This is a genomic window from Luteimonas sp. RIT-PG2_3 (genome assembly GCF_054902115.1).
This window is the reverse complement of sequence record NZ_JBUBPF010000004.1, coordinates 169,384-188,052: the sequence shown is the minus strand read 5'-3', so window position 1 is coordinate 188,052 and position 18,669 is coordinate 169,384. Positions and strand designations below refer to the sequence as shown.

Here is an 18,669-nt window from a genome sequence, read left to right as displayed (position 1 = left end):
GATGTGAGTGGCGTGTCGCCAGTGCAGTGCACGTCTGGGCGCGGATGGCATGAGCGGGGATTGCAGGAGCGGAGATCAATGCCTGATCGGGCGTCTCTGGTACAGGCACTCCCCGAGCGGGCGCTGAGCGAACGAACGCTGGCCTACGACTGCTCCAGCATCGGCGGCAACGGACAATGCAGCACGCCGCAGATCGTGCGCAGCAGTTCGGCCTCGTCCACCGATACGCGCCCGTCGTGGCTGACCGCGGCGGTGATCGCCTCGACCATGACCTGTTTGGCCAGCGGATCGAGCGCATCCAGCGGCTCCCAGACGCGATCCAGCGCCAGCACGCCGTCGCGCGGCGGCGCATAGGGCACATGGTCGCGCGGCAACACGCGCTGCAATCCCGCCAGGTAGGCGCGCTGCGCCTGCGCCGGATCGATGTTGCCGGCATGCGCCACGACCGCCAGCAGCGTCGCGAACTCCTGCTTCACGCTGCCCGGCTTGCGGCGACCGAAGCGCGCATAGCGCGATGGATCCAGTGATTCGCGCAGTTGCACTTCCAGCAGCCGGCCGAGGCAGTACTCGAACAACGAGACATGGTCGTCGGCATGCACGACCGCATGCACGGTATCCAGGAACACGCCCAGCTCCGGCCGTGGACGCATCCGCAGCACCGGAAATGCCAGCGCAGCCAGCGGCAGGCGCACCATCGGATGCAGGACCTTGAGTTGCTCTTCACGCTGGCGCTCTGCCTCGACCGCCACGGACGCGCCCAGGCGCGCACTGATCTCGACCCGCTGCTTCTCCAGCACGGCCGGATCGGCATCCAGCAGCAGGCCCAGCAGCAGCGGCATCGCGCTGTCGCGATGGGACGCCAGTGCCCGTACGCTGTCCGGCATCTGGCGGACGATGCTGTCGGCACGGCGGTAGTCGTCGTGGCGGGGGTTGGCCACCTGCGCGGCCACCATCGGCGGCGTCACGTCGAGCTGCGAGCCCCGGGCAGGCAGGCGGACGCCGCTGGCCTGGGCCAGCCCCAGTTGCACATCCTCCTCGGTGCCATTGGGAGGCGCCATGCGCCACTGCGCCTGCATCCGCGTCAGGCTCTCGGCCTTGAAGCCCGGCTCCAGTGCCTGGATCCGCTTCAACAGCGGCGGATGCGTCGCAAACAGCCCGCGCAGGCCAACGCCGTCGCCAAACAGCATGTGGCTGACTTCCTCGGCATTGCCGCGATCGGCCATGCGCGCGCCCTCCTCGACGCCGGCGACCTTCTTCAATGCGCCTGCAAGACCCGCGGTCTGCCGGGTGAACTGCACGGCCGAGGCATCGGCCAGCACTTCGCGGCTGCGGCTGACGCCGGCCTTGATCATGCGCCCGAAGAACAGCCCCACCGCGCCGATCAGGATCGCCACCAGCGCGCCGATCAACACCGGCACGCCACTCCTGCCACGCAGCGCAGAGCCGTGCAGCAACAGCTTCCGGCCGATCAGCCCCAGCATCAGGATGCCGAACAGCACGCCGATCAGGTGGATGTTCAGGCGCATGTCGCCGTTGAGGATGTGGCTGAACTCGTGCGCGATCACGCCCTGCAATTCATCGCGGTTGAGTTTCTCCAGCGCGCCGCGCGTGACCGCGACGACCGCATCCGACGGCGAGTAACCGGCCGCGAACGCATTGATCGCCGCCTCATGCTCGAGCACGTAGATCTTCGGCACCGGCACGCCGGATGCGATCGACATTTCCTCGACCACGTTGCGCAGGCGCCGCAACTGGAAATCGGTGGTGTCCTCGGGCACCGGCGAGCCACCCATCTGCAACGCGATCGGCTCGCCACCGCCGCGCAGCGACGAGATCCGGTACAGCGATCCGATGCCGATGACGCCGAGCGTCGCCAGCGAGGCGACCAGCAGCGCGACCGGACGCGGCCCGAAGACCAGCGCGACGCCGAGGTCGACCGCCACGACGATGCCGATGACCGCAAGCCCGAACAGCAGCACCAGCCGGTTGCTGGTGCGGCGCGCCTGCGATTGCCGTTCGAAGAAGTTCATTGGACGCCGGGAACCGGGCGTCCGGAATCGTGGACACCGGGATCTGGGCCGCGACATGCGGCGAACGGATGATCCATGCAACTAAGCCCCCCAATCCCGATACCCCGTGGTGGGTTCCCCGATGCCGATTCCCGGGGCTTCAGAACTGCACCCTGGGCGCCTCGCGCATGTCCGGCTTGTCGGCGGGAATCTCCAGCAACGCGGCCGGCGAGAAATGGAACATGCCCGCGACCACGCTCGAGGGGAACACCTCGCGCTTGTTGTTGTAGGCCATCACCGAGTCGTTGTAGGCCTGGCGCGCGAAGGCCACCTTGTTCTCGGTCGTGGTCAGCTCCTCGGTGAGCTGCATCATGTTCTGGTTGGCCTTGAGGTCGGGATAGGCCTCGACCACCGCCAGCAGGCGCCCGATCGCCCCATTCAGCACGCCCTGCGCCTGCCCCAGTTCCGCCATCGCCGCCGGATCGCCCGGATTGGCACTGGCCGCCGACAATCCCGACACCGCAGCGCCACGGGCCGCGACCACGGCTTCCAGCGTGCCGCGCTCATGCGCCAGGTAACCCTTGACGGTCTCGACCAGGTTGGGGATCAGGTCGAAGCGGCGCTGCAACTGCACGTCGATCTGCGCGAAGGCGTTCTTGAATGCGTTGCGGGCCATGACCAGGCCGTTGTAGATGCCGATCGCCCAGAGACCGAACAGGACGGCGACGCCGATCACAATTACCAGCAAAATCAATCCGCTCATCGTCAAAGCTCCCCTTGTTCATGCAATTTCGGAGACAGACGCTATTATCAATCTGCACTCCAAGCATACGCAGGGGCTACGTCTGATGAAAGCCAAGTCGCCGCGCCGCCGCACCCGCGTGCTGCGTACCGCGCTGATCGCCGTCCTGTTCGCCACGACGCTGGGTTCGGCGGCACAGACACCACCCCGTGACGGCGCGTCCGAACTCGGCGACGAAGAGCAGGATTTCGAATCCGCATCCCCGTTGTCGGACAGCAACAAGCCGATCCCACTGCCGGTCGACGCCAAGCACATGCCGCTGGCCAGCGGCTTCGATGTCGGCCTGTTCGAGGCGATGGCGCAGGACCTGGTCGCCAACCAGCGCGTCCCCGGCCTGGCGATGGCAATCGTCCACGACGGCAAGATCCTCAGCGCACGCGGCTACGGCATCACCGACGTGCAGGCGGCCGAGCCGATCGACGCCCACACCGTGTTTCGCCTGGCCTCGCTGTCGAAATCCTTCGCCGGCACGATGACCGGCATGCTGGTCTCCGAAGGCGCGCTGCGCTGGGACAGCCGCGTCACCGACTTCATGCCCGCATTCCAGTTGTCCGATCCGGCAGCCGCGCAGAACCTGACCGTCGCCGACGTGCTCAGCCACCGCGTCGGCCTGCGGCATCACACCTACGATCGCGACATCGAAGCCAATGCCGACTACCACAGCCTGGTGCAGCGGCTGGCCAGTGCGCCCATGACCTGCGCGCCGGGCGACTGCTACGGTTATCAGAACGTAGCCTTCAGCCTGGTCGGCGACGTGGTCTTCGCGGCGACCGGACAGTTCTACAGCGAGGCGGTCACCAGCCGGATCTTCAAGCCGCTGGGCATGAACGATGCCAGCTACGGACTGGAAGGCATCCAGGCCAGCGCACGTTGGGCCAAGCCTCACATCCGTGCCGGCGCCGGCTGGAAATCGCTGATCCCCAAGCAGACCTATTACCGCCTTGCCCCCGCTGCCGGCGTCAACGCCAGCATCAGCGACATGGCGCAGTGGCTGATCGCACAGAGCGGCCATCGCACCGACGTGCTGCCGGCACCGCTGCTGGCAACCCTGCAGGCGCCGATCGTGGGCACGCCCGGCGAGATGCGCAGCGCCTCATGGCGTGGCCAGCGCCTGAACTCGGCCGGCTATGGCCTGGGCTGGCGTGTCTACGACTACTCCGGACACCGGCTGGTCTATCACGCGGGCGCGGTGCAGGGCTATCGCGGAGTCATGGCGATGATGCCCGAACGCGACCTCGGCATCGTGGTGCTGTGGAACAGCAATAGCGGCCTGCCTTCCGGGCTGCTGCCAACGATCCTGGATCGCGCGATCGGCCTGCCCGCGCAGCGGTGGCTCGACGTCAATCCCGACATCGAGACCCTGTACGCGCAACGCCAGCCATCGGGCAGCGAGCCCGTCCGCGGTGGTCCGCAGACCTCGGCGGCCAACGCGACGCCGCATTGATTGGTCGGGCTCGATTGGTTGGCCCTGGTCGATCAGCCTTGGTCGATCAGCCTTGATCTATCGGCTTTGATCGACCGACGCTGATTGCTCGGTTCTGATGGCTTGGCTCTGGTCGGTCCCCCTTGATCCGGCCGGCCTTGCGCCGTGCCCGCACTGGCCTGCCTGCGCTGAACTGCCTGGACTGACCGACCCGCATTGACGCATGGACCGCTGGCCTTCGAGAAGCCTTGGCGTTCGGTCCCGGCTCGCGTCCCCGTGAACGGACGCCCGGGGCAACGGCAAACAGGCAAGGGATCGAGGCCGGGCGCTGGTTCGACGCGCCTGTCGCAGCCTCCGGTTACCAGCGACCGGCCGCGTTGGTCACGGGCGCTGGCATCTCTGCCACGAGGCGACCCGCCCCGCATTGCACGCGCCCACCTCCCCCATCAACCGCCACCCGGCCCAGGGTGCGGCGATCGTCGACACGCCCTGTCGCCCGCCCGCCGGCAGGCCCGATCGCCCAAAAAAAACTCCCTCTCCGCCTGGGCTTGCGGAGAAGGAGTTCTGATCACGCACTACCGCGATATCAGATCAGCGGCGTCGGGGTCGAAGGAATCACGACTGGCGCGGCCTTCTTGGTCCGCTTCACAGCTTTTTTAGCCTTTTTTTTTGCGACTTTCTTGGCTGGCTTCTTGGCGACCTTCTTCGCGGCCTTCTTGGCCGGCTTCTTGGCAACCTTCTTCGCAGCCTTCTTGGCGGTCTTCTTGACGGCCTTCTTGGCTACCTTCTTCTTGGCGGCCTTCTTGGCAGTCTTCTTCACGGCCTTCTTGGCGGTCTTCTTGACGGCCTTCTTGGCTACCTTCTTCTTGGCAACCTTCTTGGCAGTCTTCTTCACAGCCTTCTTGGTGGTCTTCTTGACCGCCTTCTTGGCGACCTTCTTGGCTGGCTTCTTCTTCGCGACCTTCTTGACGGCCTTCTTGGTGGTCTTCTTCACAGCTTTCTTGGTCGCCTTCTTGGCGGCACTTTTCTTCGCAGCTTTCTTAACGGCCATGTGATGGCACTCCTCGTCAGTTGAATAGCGGAACTACTGCCCAGCACTCAAGCAGCACACGGGTATCGGACCCGCGTACAACCGCCGGCGCGCTCAGCGCGCCGGTACGGATTGGTTACCTGGACCAGCGCGTACCGACGCGGCCCGGGGATCACACAAAAACACCCGCGACGAAGAGCGTTGCGGGTGCCTGATCGAAACGGTTCCAGTTTTCGCAGCGGAGACGATGCCTGCATCCACCTTATTTGAGTTCGGGGCGGAGGTCTGAATTGTGCTGCGCGTTTTTGTCTTGCTAGGGCTCACTCGCTTCTGCAGAAACGTCTGGTTGGGCGAAACCTAATCACGCTTTTTTCAACTGTCAACACCCCCACGCAAAAAAAATCCAGGCCGGTTCCATCCACCGGTCCGGCATCGCCTCGCGCGAGGCGCCGGCCGATACGCTCCGACGACGCCCGACTGCAATGCCATTGCAACAACGCTGTGAACGAAAGCGTACAAAACAAGCCGTTTTTTAAAACAGCATCACGACAGGACGCGCGTTCGACCGACGAGCAGACACGCGCGCCAACGTTGCGACGGCGCGCGCGAGCACCCCAACGCGAGCTGAAAAACAGTTGTCGCGAGCGGCCGCCATTTCGCGTCGCACAAGTCCAACTGCGCAAAACTGCGCAAGCTTTGGAGGACGTTTCGAGGACGCGATCCTCGCCCCGACGACCGTCCGACGACCTGCCCTCGATGACGACGTCGCACCTCGAGCGTCGCTCGCCGACGCTCGGGAGCATCGCTCGCGGCGTCCGTCCGATGCGTTCGCCGATCGGTTGCGCCGCGCGCGACGATCGTCACGGCAAGTCTTCGCGGCACCCATCGGGCCTTCGCCCGCCCCGCGCATCGCAACCGTCGACATGCCTGTTCCGCCACGTCGATTCCACTGCCTCGATTCCGTTACCTCGGTCACAGAGCGGTGACGGGAAGCCGACGCGGGCGACCGGCAAGCCGCACGTGTGCGGACGCATCGTCATGTGCTCATCACGCGACGGCCTGTGTCCGGACGACGCCGGCAGACGGCCACCACGACGCGCACCTGCCGGGATGCGCCACCCCGGATGTCACACATGGAAACGCCCGGCTGCTGTTCGCGGCCGGGCGTCGGGATGCTTCATCGATGTCGCGTTCGCGGATCGGCGCGTCGCCCGCAGGGCACGACGCCGATCCATCTTCCTGGCTGGCGGCGATCGCCCCGGGACCAGGCGAACCTGCCCAACCGGTCGAGCCGGTCGGGCGAGGATCGGGGTCGACTCAGTGCTCGTCGTCTTCGAGCAGCTCGGCGTAATCGTCCGGGCCGAGCAGTTCGTTCAACTCTTCGGGGTCGCTGATCTCGACCACGAACAGCCAACCCTCGCCATAGGCGTCTTCGTTGATCGTCTCCGGCTTGTCGGCGAGCGAGGCGTTGACGGCCACGACCTTGCCGGACACCGGTGTGTAGACATCGGAGGCGGCCTTGACCGACTCGACCACCGCGCAGGCGGTACCGGCATCGATGCTGTCGCCGACGGCGGGCAGGTCGACATAGACCAGGTCGCCGAGCAGGCCCTGCGCATGGTCGGAAATGCCGATGGTGACTTTGCCGTCGCCTTCGACGCGCGCCCACTCATGGGACTTCATGAACTTCAGGTCGCCTGGGATATCGCTCATCGTGGGCTCCGACTCTTAAGGGGGGTGGATGTTGGGAGGGGTAGTTTAACGAAGGCAGCGATCATTGGATCAAGTGCCTTCCATCGGTTTGCCGTCGCGGACGAAGGGGAACTTCACCACACGCACGGGAATGGATTTACCGCGGATGTCGACGCTGACGCCGCCGTCCTGGCCCAGCGCGATCTCGCCGGCAGGCACGCGCGCGAACGCGATCGCCTTGCCCAGCGTCGGCGAGAACGTGCCCGACAGGATCTCGCCGTCGCCATGCGGGGTCAGCACAGTCTGGCCATGGCGCAGCACGCCCTTGTCGTCCATGACCAGGCCGACCAGTTGCCGCGGCACGCCGTTGGCCTTCTGCGCTTCCAGCACGTCGCGGCCAATGAATGCGCGGCCCTCGTCGAGCGCGACGGTCCAGGCCAGGCCGGCCTCGTAAGGCGTGATCGCTTCGTCCATGTCCTGGCCATACAGGTTCATGCCCGCCTCCAGGCGCAGGGTGTCGCGCGCGCCGAGTCCTGCCGGCTTGACGCCCGCATCGAGCAGCGCCTGCCACAAAGCGACCGCATGGGTCTGCGGCACGACGATCTCGAACCCGTCTTCGCCGGTGTAACCGGTACGGGCCACGAACAACGCGCCGAGGGCCGGCTCTTCGATGTCGGCGGCGGCAAACTTGCCCAGCTTGCGGACGATCGTCGCGTTGGCCTCGCCCAGCAGGCCGATGACCCGATCGCGCGCGGTCGGTCCCTGCACCGCGATCATCGCCAGCTCAGGACGCTCGCTGACGTCGACGTCGAACGCCTTCGCCTGCTCGGTGATCCACGCGAGATCCTTTTCACGGGTCGCGGCATTGACGACGAGGCGGAAGAACGCGTCGCCGAGGAAATAGATGATCAGGTCGTCGATCACGCCGCCCTGCGGATTGAGCATGCAGGTGTACAGCGCCTTGCCCGGCACCTTGAGCTTGTCGACCGAGTTGGCCACCAGCGTGCGCAGGAAGGCGCGCACGTTCGCGCCGCGCAGATCCACCACGGTCATGTGGCTGACGTCGAACATGCCGGCGTCGCGTCGCACCTGGTGGTGCTCTTCGATCTGCGAACCGTAGTTCAGCGGCATGTCCCAGCCACCGAAGTCGACCATGCGCGCACCGAGCGCGCGATGGCTGTCGTTGAGGACGGTCTTGCTGGTCATGGCCACTCCCTGAGAAAGAGCGCCATTATCCCAGATACGCGCGCACGAAAGCGCGGGCAATCCCGTCAGGCGCGCTCGACCAGCAGCGTCATGCCGTCCACGCCGACCACGCGCACAGGTGTTTCCACCGGCAAATCCTCTCCGGCCACGTCCCAGAAGGCATCGCCGATCTTGACCCGGCCGCGACCGGCGACGATCGCGCGCTCCAGGGGCACCGTGGTGCCGACCACCTGCGCCGCACGCCTGTTCAGCGTGGGGTGATCGCTTTCGCGTCCACGTCCGCGGAACCAGGTGCGATAGACTTGGATGGACGCGAAGCTCAACACCACGAAGACCGCGACCTGGACCAGCATCGGAATGCCGGGCACCAGCAGTACGCCGAGGAACACCGCGATCGCCGCGAAGCCCATCCACAACATGAAGGCACCGGGCGCCAGCGTTTCCGCCGCGAACAACAGCAGCGCGGCGGCGGCCCAGATCACCACATCCCAGCGCATCGACATGGCTCAGCCTCCGTGGCGCGGCGGCTGGTTGAGCCGCGTCTGGGTATCGCCCTGCTGCTTGCCCAGCGCCTCCTTCGCCAGCTCGGCGATGCCGGCGATCGAGCCGATGATGCCGGCCGACTCCATCGGCATCAGCACGAACTTCTGGTTCGGTGCGGTCGCCAGTTCCTTGAAGGCTTCCACGTACTTCTGCGCGATGAAATAGTTGATCGCCTGGACGTCGCCCTGCGCGATCGCATTGGAGACCAGCTCGGTGGCCTTGGCTTCCGCCTCGGCCAGGCGCTCGCGCGCTTCGGCCTCGCGGAACGCGGCTTCCTTGCTGCCTTCGGCCTGCAGGATCGCGGCCTGCTTGTCGCCTTCGGCGCGCAGGATCTCCGACTGGCGATGCCCTTCGGCCTCGAGGATCACCGCACGGCGCTCGCGTTCGGCCTTCATCTGCCGCGCCATCGAATCGACGAGGTCGCGCGGCGGTTGGATGTCGCGGATCTCGATGCGCGTGACCTTGATGCCCCAGGGATTGGTGGCATGGTCGACCACGTTGAGCAGTTGCGCGTTGATGGTCTCGCGGTTGCTCAGCGACTCGTCCAGGTCCATCGAGCCGATGACGGTACGGATGTTGGTCTGCACCAGGGCGATCGACGCGATCTCCAGGTTGGAGACTTCGTAGGCTGCCTTCGCGGCGTCCAGCACCTGGAAGAACACCACGCCGTCGACCTTCACCACGGCATTGTCCTTGGTGATGACTTCCTGGCTGGGCACGTCCAGCACCTGCTCCATCATGTTGATCTTGCGACCGACGCCCTGCACGATCGGGATCAGGAAATGCAGGCCCGGGCCCATGGTCCGGGTGTACTTGCCGAAATGCTCGACGGTCCATTCGTAACCCTGCGGCACCATCCGCACGGCCTTGAACAGGATGACGATGCCTGCGACCAGCAGGACGGCGGCGAGAAACGTTCCAGGCATGACGGCAGGCTCCCTTTGTCGTTGAATCCAGTATAGGGTCAGGACGGCAGCCGCCCGCCATTTGTGACCGCCCCCGGTGGGGTCTGCGACGCTTTCGCCGGTTGCCGCATCCAGACCTTCATATGGCAGCAGAACCCTCCACCTCGCCCGCCCCCAGGAGCAGCTTCGCGATCGAAGTGCCGGCCGCCCTGCTGGCGCGTGCGCGGCAGGGACACCGACCGGCACAGGAGCAGCTCTACCGCTGGTTCGAACGGCCGGTGTTCACGCTGGCGCTGCGCATCTGCGGCGACCGCGAGGCCGCCGCGGACGTCATGCAGGACACGATGCTGAAGGCGATCTCGCGGATCGGCGATTTCCGCGGCAGCAGTCCGTTCTGGGGATGGATCCGCCAGATCGCCGTCAACGAAGCCCTGATGTGGCTGCGCCGGGAACGCCGGCAGGGCGACGACAGTCCGCTGGACGATCACGAGTTTGCCGACGACCTGATGCCGCCGCCGTCGGCAGCCGCGGATGCCGCGTCGCTACAGCGCGCGCTGGCCCAGTTGCCCGACACCACCCGCAGCGTGCTGTGGCTGTACCACGCCGAGGGCTATACCCATGAAGAGATCGCCGAGCTGATGCAACGCACCCCCAGTTTTTCCAAATCCCAGGTCAGCCGCGGCACCCGTCGCCTGCGCGACCTGCTCGAACCTGCGAACCACATGCCACCGGAGGCGATCCATGCCTGACCGCGCCCTTCCCGACACCGGCACCCCCGACGCTCGCGGCCAATGGTCGCAGCGGCTCGCCGGGCTGCCGCTGGAGACGCCGCCGCCCAATGGCTGGCAGCGCCTCAGCGCGCGCCTGGAGGCTGCAGCGCCCGTTTCAGCGATGACTTCGCCGCACCGGCGCTGGCCATGGTGGATGGCCTCGGCGGCCGTACTGGCGCTCGCGGTCGCGCTGCCCTGGCAACTGCGCGGCCCCGGCGAGGTCACCGACGCGCCGCTGGCATCGACACCTTCCCCCGATGCATCCCCGGCCAACCCGTCGCTTGAACAGCTGTACGCACAGTCCGCGCAACTGGAGGCCGTGCTGCGCGTCGCCAGCGACGACCGCATGGCCAGTGGCACCGCCGCCGCGCTGGCAGGCGAACTGGAAACAAGGCTGGCCACGATCGATGCCGCGTTGATGCAACCCGAGCTGTCACCGGAGCAGCAACGCTCGCTGTGGCAGCAGCGCGTCGACGATCTGCGCCTGCTGACCGGCTTCGAGAGCCAGCAGCGCTGGCTGTCGTCGCAGGGCTCGGCGTTCGACGCAGCCCTGGTCTATGTCGATTGATGCCGCTTACGGCTCACCCAGCACTCTCCCTCTTCCAGCCCCGAGATCACCATGAACACCCGATCGATGTCCCACACGCTGTTGTCGATGGCGCTGGCGACCCTGCTCGCCGCACCGGGCATGGCCAACGCGACGCCCGCCGGCACGCAGGCGACCCATCAACAGGCTTTGGCGCAGGCTCGCGCCGAACTGCAACGCGCCGCCGCGCGCGTCGCCGAACTGTCGCGCGGGCAGCCGGCGCAGCACGCCGCATCGCGCGTGCAGATGCGACACGTCAGCGATCGACCGGTGCTGGGCGTGGTGCTGGGTGCGGATGGACAGCCTGGCGTCCGCATCAGCGGCGTGACGCCTGACGGTGCCGCTGCGAAAGCGGGGCTGCGCGGCGGCGACCGGCTGGTTTCGATCAACGGCAGCCAGATCCTCGGCGCGACCGGCCAGTTGCGCGTCGACAACGCCCGCAAGCTGCTCGGCGGCACGGCGATGGAACGTCCGGTCAAGCTCGGTTACCTGCGCGATGGCCGCGCGGCCAGCCTCGACGTCACACCCAGCCGCCATCCCGGCCTGATGGTCTTCGGCAACGACGTCGATGGCACGGTGAAGATGGACAACGGCCGGATCGTCATCAACCGTAGCGTCGGCGCCCCCGTCAGCATCGACATGGATGCATTGACCGGCATCACCCCGGAAATCCAGCAGGAGATCAGCCGCATCAACAGCGGCGAAGTGCCGCGCCTGCTGTCGGCGTTCCGCTGGAACGGATTGAACCTTGCGTCCGTCGACCGCCAGTTGGGCCGTTACTTCGGCACCGACAAGGGCGTGCTGGTGCTGTCGACCGGCGAACTGGACGGCCTGCAGGCCGGCGACGTGATCCTGCGTGCGGACGGCAGGACCGTCGGCACGCCCAAGCAAGTCATGGACGTGCTGCGCGACAAGCAGGAAGGCAGCCGGGTCGCCGTCGACTACCTGCGCGACCGCAAACAGGGCCAGGCCAGGGTCGCGGTGCCGAAGGCGATGACCTGGCCGCCGATGCCGCCCGCTCCGCCCGCCGCGCCTGCGCCTCCCGCCGCGCAGAAAGCGCTGCCAGCCCCTCCGGCCCCGCCACGCGCGCCCTCGTCGATGGCGCCGGCCGTGCCCCCGGCGCCGCCTGCTCCGCCGCTACCGCCGCCCGCGATCGCCTGAGAACCTGTTTGCGATCTTGCTGCGCTTGCCATCTGGCGCGGGTGCGGTGCTCGAAATGCTCATGTATCCGCACATACACTGCGCTTTCTGCGCTCCACCACACGCCAGCTGCCGGCGCTCGCGACAGATCGTAAACAGGTTCTGAGCGCACATCCTCATGCCGTGGTCGACGGCGTCGCCATTCAAGGCCGGGCGGGATCGGCCCCCAGTGCGGGTTCGACCCATTGCGCGAAGACCGCGTCGATCTCGGCGTCGGTGACGGTCTTTCCGGACTGGATGTCCTGAGCCTGCGTGAATAATGGAATGATCAGCTCCATGCCGTCGACCTTGGTCTTCAGGCGCAACCCCCGCGCCTGCGACAGGCGCGCATCCCAACGCGCGCGAATGCGCGCCCAGTAGTCGCTGGTCGCTTTCCAGTACGCGTACGCGGGCGCGAAGTCGATGCTGTCGGTGCGCCGGTAATCGTTGAACCCCGACTCGCGCGCGATGCCGCGCAGCGGCGTCCCCGTCGCGTCGCGGACCACCTTGGCGTTGTCCTGCTCATGCGTCCATCCCGCCGGCACGATGGTATGCCGATTGACCGCCGCGACCGCGTTGTAATCGCTGCGCTTGGTGTATTCGCGGCGCGGCAGCGGTCGCCAGTCGCTGTCCGACGTCCAGGTCGAAATGCCGTTCTCGTGGCGCCATCGGCCCGTGCCGCAATACCGCGGCGCGTCGCTGACTTCATAGACGCACTGGGTCCAGGCACCGGCCACCAGGTCCGCCGGGATATCGCGCACGCGCCAGGTCTGGTCGGAGGCGAACTCCCAGCGCTGGCGCGCCTGGTACATCCAGTCCTGCCGCCAATGCTTGGTGACGTGTCCGCTTTTCACATCCAGCAGCAGATGCTGCAGCACTACCTTGGTCGGCGTGTCCTCGAGCACGATCACCACCTCGTCGCCGCCGGTACGCTGGGCCGGTGCGCGCTGATAGTCAGACGCCAGCAGCACGGTTTCATCGAAGGCGAAATCGATGGTGTACTCGCCCTGCATCGCCAGGATCGCCTTGCGGTCAGCGACCGGGTCTGGCGCAGGATGCGCGGAGGCCGGTACGCCACCTTCGCCCGCTGCAGAGGCAGGGCGCGGGGGGACTGCCGTCGCCGGCAATGTGCTGGCGCCGAACAAGCACAGCGCCAGCACGGCGCGGATCGTTAGGCCTGCGCAACGGATCCGGGTATCTGCGTCCATGTCGCCCCTCATGTCGGTGTGTGTGGGTGAAACCGGATCAACGGATAGGCGATGTCTTCGCTGCCGCTGGGCGCAGCGGCCGCACGCGCGGTCCGCGCCGCGCGCTGGCAGCAGCAGTCGTCCGACAGCGCTTCGGCATCGGCACTCTCATCCTGCGCGATGCGTCGCGCCATCGCGGCACTGAGCGCGGACACCGCGCCAAGGCTGGCGGCCAGCACCGCATCGTTCGACAGGCTGAAGCCCGGGCCGTTGCGCAAAGCATGCAGCCGCAGGATGCTGGCCTGCCAGGGCCCGCCGCGAACGCGACCGGTCAACCGACGCAGCAGGCGGTCGCCGACGCTGCCGGTCTGCGCGACCTCGCGCTGGATCGGCAGGGTTTCCTGCAGACGCTCCCAGGCCAGGAAATCGCTGTCCGGCAGCAGATACAGGCGCCAGCAGCACTGGCCGTCGCGATCGTAGAACAACAGGCTCTCACGCAGCCCTTCGCTATCCACACCCGCGCTGGCCTCCGCGCGCACCGCCTGCGACCACCCCGACAGTTCGCCGCCGGGCTGCCAGCGGTACAGGCACAGCACCACGCCGAGCCGGGCGAGCTGGTCCGGCGTCGGCAGGCGCGAGGTGGCCGATGCACCCTCGGCCGGAATCGATGACAGGCCCGACATCGCCAAGGCGCTCACCATGCCACCGACAGGCTGGCCGACAGCGACCGGCCAGGGCGCGTGTAGCGGTCCAGCACCGTACTGGCCGCCGCCACGCTGTTGACGTCGGCCCAGTCGGTCCAGGTCTTGTCGGTCAGGTTGAGCAGGCCGACGTTGAGCTTCGCGCGCGGCGCGAAGGCCCAGTGCGCATACAGGTCCAGCACGCCATAGCCCGCAGGGCGATAGAAGCTGTCCTGCGCGGCACGCGTCTTCTTCGCCGCGAACGCCCCGACCAGTTCCACGCCCCAGTCGTCGTGGTCGTACGCAAGGCCCAGCGTGCCACGCAACGGATCGATCGAATTGAGGGGGACATTGGCGGTCTTGTCGTCACCGCGCGCATGCGCCACGGACGCGCGCAACGAGAAGCCATCCCACGCCGGATTGATCGCGCCGAAATCGACGCCGGCCTTGAATTCGATGCCATAGATCCTGGCATCGGCCACGTTCTGGGACTGGAACACCATCAACGGTGTCTGCGGCGGTGCACTGACCAGGACGAAGGATTCGATGAAGTCGCGATACGTGTTGTAGTAGGTCGTCAGGCCGGCGTACACGGCCTCGCCGGAGAAGCGCAGGCCCAGCTCGAAGCCGTTGCTGGTTTCCGGCTTGAGGTCGGGATTGGCGATGACGGTGTAGCCCGACTGCAGGTTGGTGAACCCGACATTGACGTCGCCATAGGGCGGCGCGCGGAAGCCGCGTGCATAGTTTCCGAACAGCGACCATGCCTCATTGAAGCGCCAGATCGCGCCCAGCTTCGGCGAGACGCTGGTTTCGGTCATGCCCTCGACGGCGACGCCGGGATTGTCTTCGGCAAAGATGTTGTCGAGTGTCGGATCGAGCTTGTAATAGTCCACGCGCAACGACGGCAGCACGCTGAGGCGGCCATCGGCGAAGGTCATCTCATCCTGGGCATAGATACCGACCTTGGTCGTCCTGGTGATCGGGAAATCGCGGACCGGAAACCGATCCTGTCCGACCAGATGACTGACCACGCCACTGACCAGGTTGGTCGAGGTGCCGTCACGCTTCTCCTTGCTTTCGGTCCACGAGGCATCGACACCCCAGGTCAGGGCATGCGCGATACGACCGCCCTGAAGCGCCTTGTTGAACATGCCCTGCAGGCCATACACGCGCTGGTCGAAGTTATGCAGCATCAGCCGGCGGGTGTTGTTGCTGCGCAGCTCGGTGGTGCGCTGCGTCGTCTCACTGTCCTGGCGGTAGACCTGCCAGCGCAGGCTGTCGGCAAACGCGGACGCAAGCACGTCGACCTCATGTTCGAGCGAGACGCGTGCGCGTGTCTGGTGGTCCCGGCCCACCTGGTCGAGGATGCCTGCCGCGAACGGGCTCGGCACGGTACGTCCGGTATAGGCATCGATGCGACTATTGTCTTCGTTGGCATCCACGGTCAGGCGCAGGCGCTGGTCGGCACTGGGCGCGAAGACGACCTTGCCCAGCAGGCTGCGGCCATCGCGACGCTGTGGATTGGCGGCGGTGCGCGTGGCATCGGTGCTCTCCACGCGGCCCTGGTTTTCCGTTTCCTTGCCCTGGCGATGGCTGGCCGCGACCATGCCGCTCCAGCGCTCGCCGCCGAAGGCCAGGGTCGCGCCACCGAACAGGCCCTGCCAGTCGCCTTCGTAGCCGACTTTCAGGCCGAAGTAGGCATCCTTGCCCGCGGCCAGCTTGCCCGCGTCCAGGTAATCGGAAGGGTCCTTGGTGACATAGGCGACGACGCCACCCAGCGCATCCGAGCCGTACAGCGAGCTGGCAGGACCGCGCATGATTTCCACGCGCTTGAGGGTGTCGAGGTCGACGAAATTGCGATTGGCATTGATATAGCTGCCGAAGTTGAAGCTGTCGGACACCGCGATGCCATCGCTGAGGATCAGCACGCGGTTGGCGTCGAGGCCGCGGATGCGGAAGCCTCCCAGTGCGCCGAAGCGGCCACTAGTCGAGGTGACCGAGACGCCCGGCTCGTAACGGACCAGGTCCTTGATGTCGCGCACGAGCTGGTCGTCCAGTTGCTCGCGCGTGATGACCTCCACGGTGCTGGGCACATCGACGATCGCGCGAGCGGTGCGGGTGCCGGTCACCACCACGCGGTCGAATTCGGCCACGCGGGCCCCGGCCGCGACGGCATCGTCAGCGGCCGGACCGGTGGTGTCGGTAGGCAGGCCTTCGGCTGCGCTGCCGGCAGCGGCCAGAGGGGACGCAGACAGGGCAAGGCACAGGCTCAGGGCCAGGAACAGCGGGGATGGACGCATCGTCGACTCGCATCATCAAGTTGAAGGCGAGGCAGCTGGCGTCCGCAAGCGCGCAAGGGCGCTCCGGGGGGCGGGCGGGCCTGAGAACCTGTTCAAGATCTGTCGCGAGCGCAGCCAAATGGAGCGTGGTGGAGCGCAGAAAGCGCAATGTACGTGTAGGTACATGAGCAACCGAGCACCGCACGCGCGCCAGGTGGCAAGCGCAGCAAGATCTTGCATTGGTTCTGAGAGAGGGATTACGCATCCGCCAAAAACAGGCCGCTTGCGCAACCTGCCCCGGCGAAGACACACGCTTCCGAAGCCGCGACGACCGGATTACTTGGTCAGGATCAGCTTGTCGTTGCGGGTGTGGCGCAGGCGGTAGTACTCGTTGCCGTGGCGGATGCGCAGTTCGCGCTGGCCTTGCAGCAGCCTGACGCTGTCGATCTCGATGGTCACAGGACCAGCGGGGGCGCGTTCAGGCTCGGAATCGACCGAACGCAACGTAGTCGGGAACGGGGAGGGGCTGACGAGCATGGCGGGATCCTCACGATAGGATCATCGATGCTAATGATTCTCATTTAACTGTCAAGCCCCAATTGCAGCAAAGTGCGATGAAGAACCGTAGATTCTTCTCCAAGGCGAGCGGAGTGTCGTGTATCGATGTCGTGACCTGCAGGCCGCCGACTTCGGAATGCACGTCGCCCCATCCAGGGTTTGTTGCTCGGCTCGGTCAGCCCGTGCCGCTATGCGGTCCGGCCCGGCGAAGCACGCCGGGCGTTCGCAGGGGCTGCGCGGCAGGGCCGCGCAAGCAGCCCTGCTCACCCATGGCTAACTCACCGCCGCGGGCCATCCTTGGCCCGCTTTCCGCAATCCTCGGCCAAGGCGACGCTCTGATGCCGGGTGGGCCGATGTCTTCGCCGGCGAAGGCAGGTGCTAAAGACCTGACAACGCCTCAATCCTGACGCTCGCGGCATTGACGGGGCGGGCGGAGGCGTGCGCCCGAGTCAGGGCAGGATGCCCTGACCGAGGGAAAAGCAGCTGCAGCCCGACACGTCGCTGCAAGTCCAGCACCGGCGATCCGGCTTTCGCACTTTCTCTCTTCCAAGCGAAGCAAAGCAGAAACGTTGTCGGCTTCGGAGCCCGCGTCGCCTCGTCCAGGGCTTGCTCCTCGGCTCGGTCAGCCCTCCATGGCCCGCTCTCCGCAATCCCCGGCCGAGACGACGCACTGATGTCGGCTAGGCCGAGGTCTTCGGAGTTGGGGCAAGAGAGGCCGCAGCCCGCGGCCACTGCAGATCACGCATTTAGTGCTCTGGCAGACCTGTGCCCAAGCTCCAGGGAGGAAAACTTTTAAGCGAGGCACGCCAGGCAGGAAGTGCCAAGCCCTTAGCAGGTCGCAGCTTCCAGCCGGCGCCAGTCGGTGCCCGACAGCCGGTCCAGCACGGCCAGCGCCTCCAGGTTTTCAAGCAGCTGCGGCACCCGGCTGGCGCCCAGCAGCACAGAGGACACGTGCGGGTTGGTCAGGCACCAGGCGATCGCCAGCGGCGCCGGAGCGACGCCCAGCTCGGCAGCAAGTGCAGTGAACCTGCGCGCCTTGTCGAGACGCCCGGCCTTGCCGTCGCCGACCACCATCGCCTGCAGCCAGGCATGGTCGGGATGACCGAGGCGGCTGTCGGCCGGGATGCCGTCATTGTACTTGCCGGTCAGCAGGCCGGAGGCCAACGGTGACCAGATCGTCGTGCCCAGCCCGATCTCGGCATACAGCGGCGCGTACTCCAGTTCCACGCGTTCGCGATGCAGCAGGTTGTACTGCGGCTGCTCCATCGTCGGACCATGCAGGTGGTGCGTGCGGGCGATCTGCGCGGCCTCGCGGATCGCCGTCGCCGGCCATTCCGAGGTACCCCAGTACAGCACCTTGCCCTGCCGGATCAGCGTGTCCATCGCCCACACCGTTTCCGCGATCGGCGTGTCGGCATCGGGGCGGTGACAGTAATAAAGGTCCAGATGATCCACGCGAAGGCGCTTGAGCGCGGCATGGCAGGCGTCGTGTACATGCTTGCGCGACAGGCCCTTCTGGGTCGGTTGCGGCGACTGCGCCGCACCGAAGTAGACCTTGCTGGACACGCAGTAGCCATCGCGCGGCAACCGCAGGTCGGCGATGACGTCGCCCATCACGCGCTCGGCCTCGCCGTTGGCGTAACCCTCGGCATTGTCGAAGAAGTTGATGCCATGATCCCAGGCGGCGGCGATGAGCTCGCGCGCCTGGCCGCGTCCGACCTGGGTCCCGAAGGTCACCCACGCCCCGAACGACAGCGCCGACAGCTTCAGGCCGGAAGAACCAAGGCGACGATATTGCATGCAACGCTCCGCGACGATCT

At 66.5% G+C, this 18,669-nt stretch carries 16 protein-coding genes; 4 read left to right on the top strand and 12 right to left on the bottom strand.

The window, feature by feature from the left end; translation table 11 throughout:
- Window positions 1–143: 143 nt before the first annotated feature.
- Together ACYX7E_RS07815 and ACYX7E_RS07810 are read right to left on the bottom strand one after the other, a co-directional pair.
- Window positions 144–2,030 carry a M48 family metalloprotease gene (locus ACYX7E_RS07815; protein ID WP_462080005.1) on the bottom strand — a complete coding sequence of 629 codons (1,887 nt, stop codon included), beginning with the start codon at window positions 2,028–2,030 and terminating at the stop codon, window positions 144–146.
- 139 nt (window positions 2,031–2,169) lie between these two features.
- On the bottom strand, window positions 2,170–2,772 hold the full coding sequence (locus ACYX7E_RS07810; RefSeq protein ID WP_462080004.1) for a LemA family protein: 603 nt from the start codon (window positions 2,770–2,772) through the stop codon (window positions 2,170–2,172).
- Window positions 2,773–2,857: 85 nt separating this feature from the next.
- On the opposite strand from ACYX7E_RS07810, the gene ACYX7E_RS07805 reads away from it, so the two are divergent.
- Complete coding sequence (locus tag ACYX7E_RS07805) at window positions 2,858–4,255, top strand: serine hydrolase domain-containing protein (RefSeq protein ID WP_462080003.1); 1,398 nt, start codon at window positions 2,858–2,860, stop codon at window positions 4,253–4,255.
- 565 nt (window positions 4,256–4,820) lie between these two features.
- On the opposite strand, the gene ACYX7E_RS07800 is transcribed toward ACYX7E_RS07805, so the two are convergent.
- From ACYX7E_RS07800 to ACYX7E_RS07780, 5 genes are all read right to left on the bottom strand, one after another.
- Window positions 4,821–5,285 (bottom strand): hypothetical protein, encoded by a 465-nt coding sequence (locus ACYX7E_RS07800; RefSeq protein ID WP_462080002.1) that lies wholly within the window; start codon window positions 5,283–5,285, stop codon window positions 4,821–4,823.
- A 1,296-nt stretch (window positions 5,286–6,581) separates the two neighbouring features.
- A complete protein-coding gene (gene gcvH, locus ACYX7E_RS07795) occupies window positions 6,582–6,977 on the bottom strand; it encodes a glycine cleavage system protein GcvH (RefSeq protein WP_462080001.1) in 396 nt (131 codons plus the stop codon).
- A gap of 69 nt (window positions 6,978–7,046) precedes the next feature.
- The gene (gene gcvT / locus ACYX7E_RS07790) at window positions 7,047–8,162 is read right to left on the bottom strand and encodes a glycine cleavage system aminomethyltransferase GcvT (RefSeq protein WP_462080000.1); all 1,116 of its coding nucleotides are present in this window, start codon (window positions 8,160–8,162) and stop codon (window positions 7,047–7,049) included.
- A gap of 65 nt (window positions 8,163–8,227) precedes the next feature.
- Window positions 8,228–8,659 (bottom strand): NfeD family protein, encoded by a 432-nt coding sequence (locus tag ACYX7E_RS07785; protein ID WP_462080250.1) that lies wholly within the window; start codon window positions 8,657–8,659, stop codon window positions 8,228–8,230.
- A gap of 9 nt (window positions 8,660–8,668) precedes the next feature.
- A complete protein-coding gene (locus tag ACYX7E_RS07780) occupies window positions 8,669–9,631 on the bottom strand; it encodes an SPFH domain-containing protein (protein WP_462079999.1) in 963 nt (320 codons plus the stop codon).
- A gap of 122 nt (window positions 9,632–9,753) precedes the next feature.
- Here ACYX7E_RS07780 and ACYX7E_RS07775 point away from each other — a divergent pair, with 122 nt between their 5' ends.
- The 3 genes from ACYX7E_RS07775 to ACYX7E_RS07765 are packed head-to-tail and all read left to right on the top strand — an operon-like array spanning window position 9,754 to window position 12,127.
- Complete coding sequence (locus ACYX7E_RS07775) at window positions 9,754–10,359, top strand: RNA polymerase sigma factor (protein WP_462079998.1); 606 nt, start codon at window positions 9,754–9,756, stop codon at window positions 10,357–10,359.
- Window positions 10,352–10,948: a hypothetical protein gene (locus tag ACYX7E_RS07770; RefSeq protein ID WP_462079997.1), complete on the top strand. Its 597-nt coding sequence runs from the start codon at window positions 10,352–10,354 to the stop codon at window positions 10,946–10,948. The genes ACYX7E_RS07775 and ACYX7E_RS07770 overlap by 8 nt, the downstream gene beginning before the upstream one ends.
- Before the next feature lie 51 nt (window positions 10,949–10,999).
- On the top strand, window positions 11,000–12,127 hold the full coding sequence (locus ACYX7E_RS07765; protein WP_462079996.1) for a PDZ domain-containing protein: 1,128 nt from the start codon (window positions 11,000–11,002) through the stop codon (window positions 12,125–12,127).
- A gap of 182 nt (window positions 12,128–12,309) precedes the next feature.
- Here ACYX7E_RS07765 and ACYX7E_RS07760 read toward each other — a convergent pair whose 3' ends face one another.
- The 5 genes from ACYX7E_RS07760 to ACYX7E_RS07740 all read right to left on the bottom strand — a co-directional run bounded on the left by ACYX7E_RS07760 (window position 12,310) and on the right by ACYX7E_RS07740 (window position 18,649).
- A complete protein-coding gene (locus ACYX7E_RS07760) occupies window positions 12,310–13,353 on the bottom strand; it encodes a DUF6607 family protein (protein WP_462079995.1) in 1,044 nt (347 codons plus the stop codon).
- Window positions 13,354–13,361: 8 nt separating this feature from the next.
- Window positions 13,362–14,033 (bottom strand): Hemin transport protein, encoded by a 672-nt coding sequence (locus ACYX7E_RS07755; RefSeq protein WP_462079994.1) that lies wholly within the window; start codon window positions 14,031–14,033, stop codon window positions 13,362–13,364.
- The gene (locus ACYX7E_RS07750; RefSeq protein WP_462079993.1) at window positions 14,027–16,312 is read right to left on the bottom strand and encodes a TonB-dependent hemoglobin/transferrin/lactoferrin family receptor; all 2,286 of its coding nucleotides are present in this window, start codon (window positions 16,310–16,312) and stop codon (window positions 14,027–14,029) included. Before ACYX7E_RS07750 ends, ACYX7E_RS07755 begins: the two co-directional genes overlap by 7 nt.
- A gap of 315 nt (window positions 16,313–16,627) precedes the next feature.
- A complete protein-coding gene (hemP, locus tag ACYX7E_RS07745; RefSeq protein ID WP_462079992.1) occupies window positions 16,628–16,828 on the bottom strand; it encodes a hemin uptake protein HemP in 201 nt (66 codons plus the stop codon).
- A gap of 849 nt (window positions 16,829–17,677) precedes the next feature.
- Window positions 17,678–18,649, bottom strand: coding sequence for a potassium channel beta subunit family protein (locus ACYX7E_RS07740; protein ID WP_462079991.1), 972 nt, complete (start codon window positions 18,647–18,649; stop codon window positions 17,678–17,680).
- Between the last annotated feature and the right edge of the window lie 20 nt (window positions 18,650–18,669).

What these genes read in the sequence shown, in the direction of transcription:
- gcvH (WP_462080001.1), bottom strand. Translation starts at nt 6,977, where the DNA reads ATGAGCGATATCCCAGGCGACCTGAAGTTCATGAAGTCCCATGAGTGG.
- ACYX7E_RS07780 (WP_462079999.1), bottom strand. Translation starts at nt 9,631, where the DNA reads ATGCCTGGAACGTTTCTCGCCGCCGTCCTGCTGGTCGCAGGCATCGTC.
- ACYX7E_RS07810 (WP_462080004.1), bottom strand. Translation starts at nt 2,772, where the DNA reads ATGAGCGGATTGATTTTGCTGGTAATTGTGATCGGCGTCGCCGTCCTG.
- ACYX7E_RS07770 (WP_462079997.1), top strand. Translation starts at nt 10,352, where the DNA reads ATGCCTGACCGCGCCCTTCCCGACACCGGCACCCCCGACGCTCGCGGC.
- ACYX7E_RS07765 (WP_462079996.1), top strand. Translation starts at nt 11,000, where the DNA reads ATGAACACCCGATCGATGTCCCACACGCTGTTGTCGATGGCGCTGGCG.
- ACYX7E_RS07750 (WP_462079993.1), bottom strand. Translation starts at nt 16,312, where the DNA reads ATGCGTCCATCCCCGCTGTTCCTGGCCCTGAGCCTGTGCCTTGCCCTG.
- ACYX7E_RS07760 (WP_462079995.1), bottom strand. Translation starts at nt 13,353, where the DNA reads ATGGACGCAGATACCCGGATCCGTTGCGCAGGCCTAACGATCCGCGCC.
- ACYX7E_RS07740 (WP_462079991.1), bottom strand. Translation starts at nt 18,649, where the DNA reads ATGCAATATCGTCGCCTTGGTTCTTCCGGCCTGAAGCTGTCGGCGCTG.
- gcvT (WP_462080000.1), bottom strand. Translation starts at nt 8,162, where the DNA reads ATGACCAGCAAGACCGTCCTCAACGACAGCCATCGCGCGCTCGGTGCG.
- ACYX7E_RS07755 (WP_462079994.1), bottom strand. Translation starts at nt 14,033, where the DNA reads ATGGTGAGCGCCTTGGCGATGTCGGGCCTGTCATCGATTCCGGCCGAG.
- ACYX7E_RS07800 (WP_462080002.1), bottom strand. Translation starts at nt 5,285, where the DNA reads ATGGCCGTTAAGAAAGCTGCGAAGAAAAGTGCCGCCAAGAAGGCGACC.
- ACYX7E_RS07785 (WP_462080250.1), bottom strand. Translation starts at nt 8,659, where the DNA reads ATGCGCTGGGATGTGGTGATCTGGGCCGCCGCCGCGCTGCTGTTGTTC.
- ACYX7E_RS07805 (WP_462080003.1), top strand. Translation starts at nt 2,858, where the DNA reads ATGAAAGCCAAGTCGCCGCGCCGCCGCACCCGCGTGCTGCGTACCGCG.
- ACYX7E_RS07815 (WP_462080005.1), bottom strand. Translation starts at nt 2,030, where the DNA reads ATGAACTTCTTCGAACGGCAATCGCAGGCGCGCCGCACCAGCAACCGG.
- hemP (WP_462079992.1), bottom strand. Translation starts at nt 16,828, where the DNA reads ATGCTCGTCAGCCCCTCCCCGTTCCCGACTACGTTGCGTTCGGTCGAT.
- ACYX7E_RS07775 (WP_462079998.1), top strand. Translation starts at nt 9,754, where the DNA reads ATGGCAGCAGAACCCTCCACCTCGCCCGCCCCCAGGAGCAGCTTCGCG.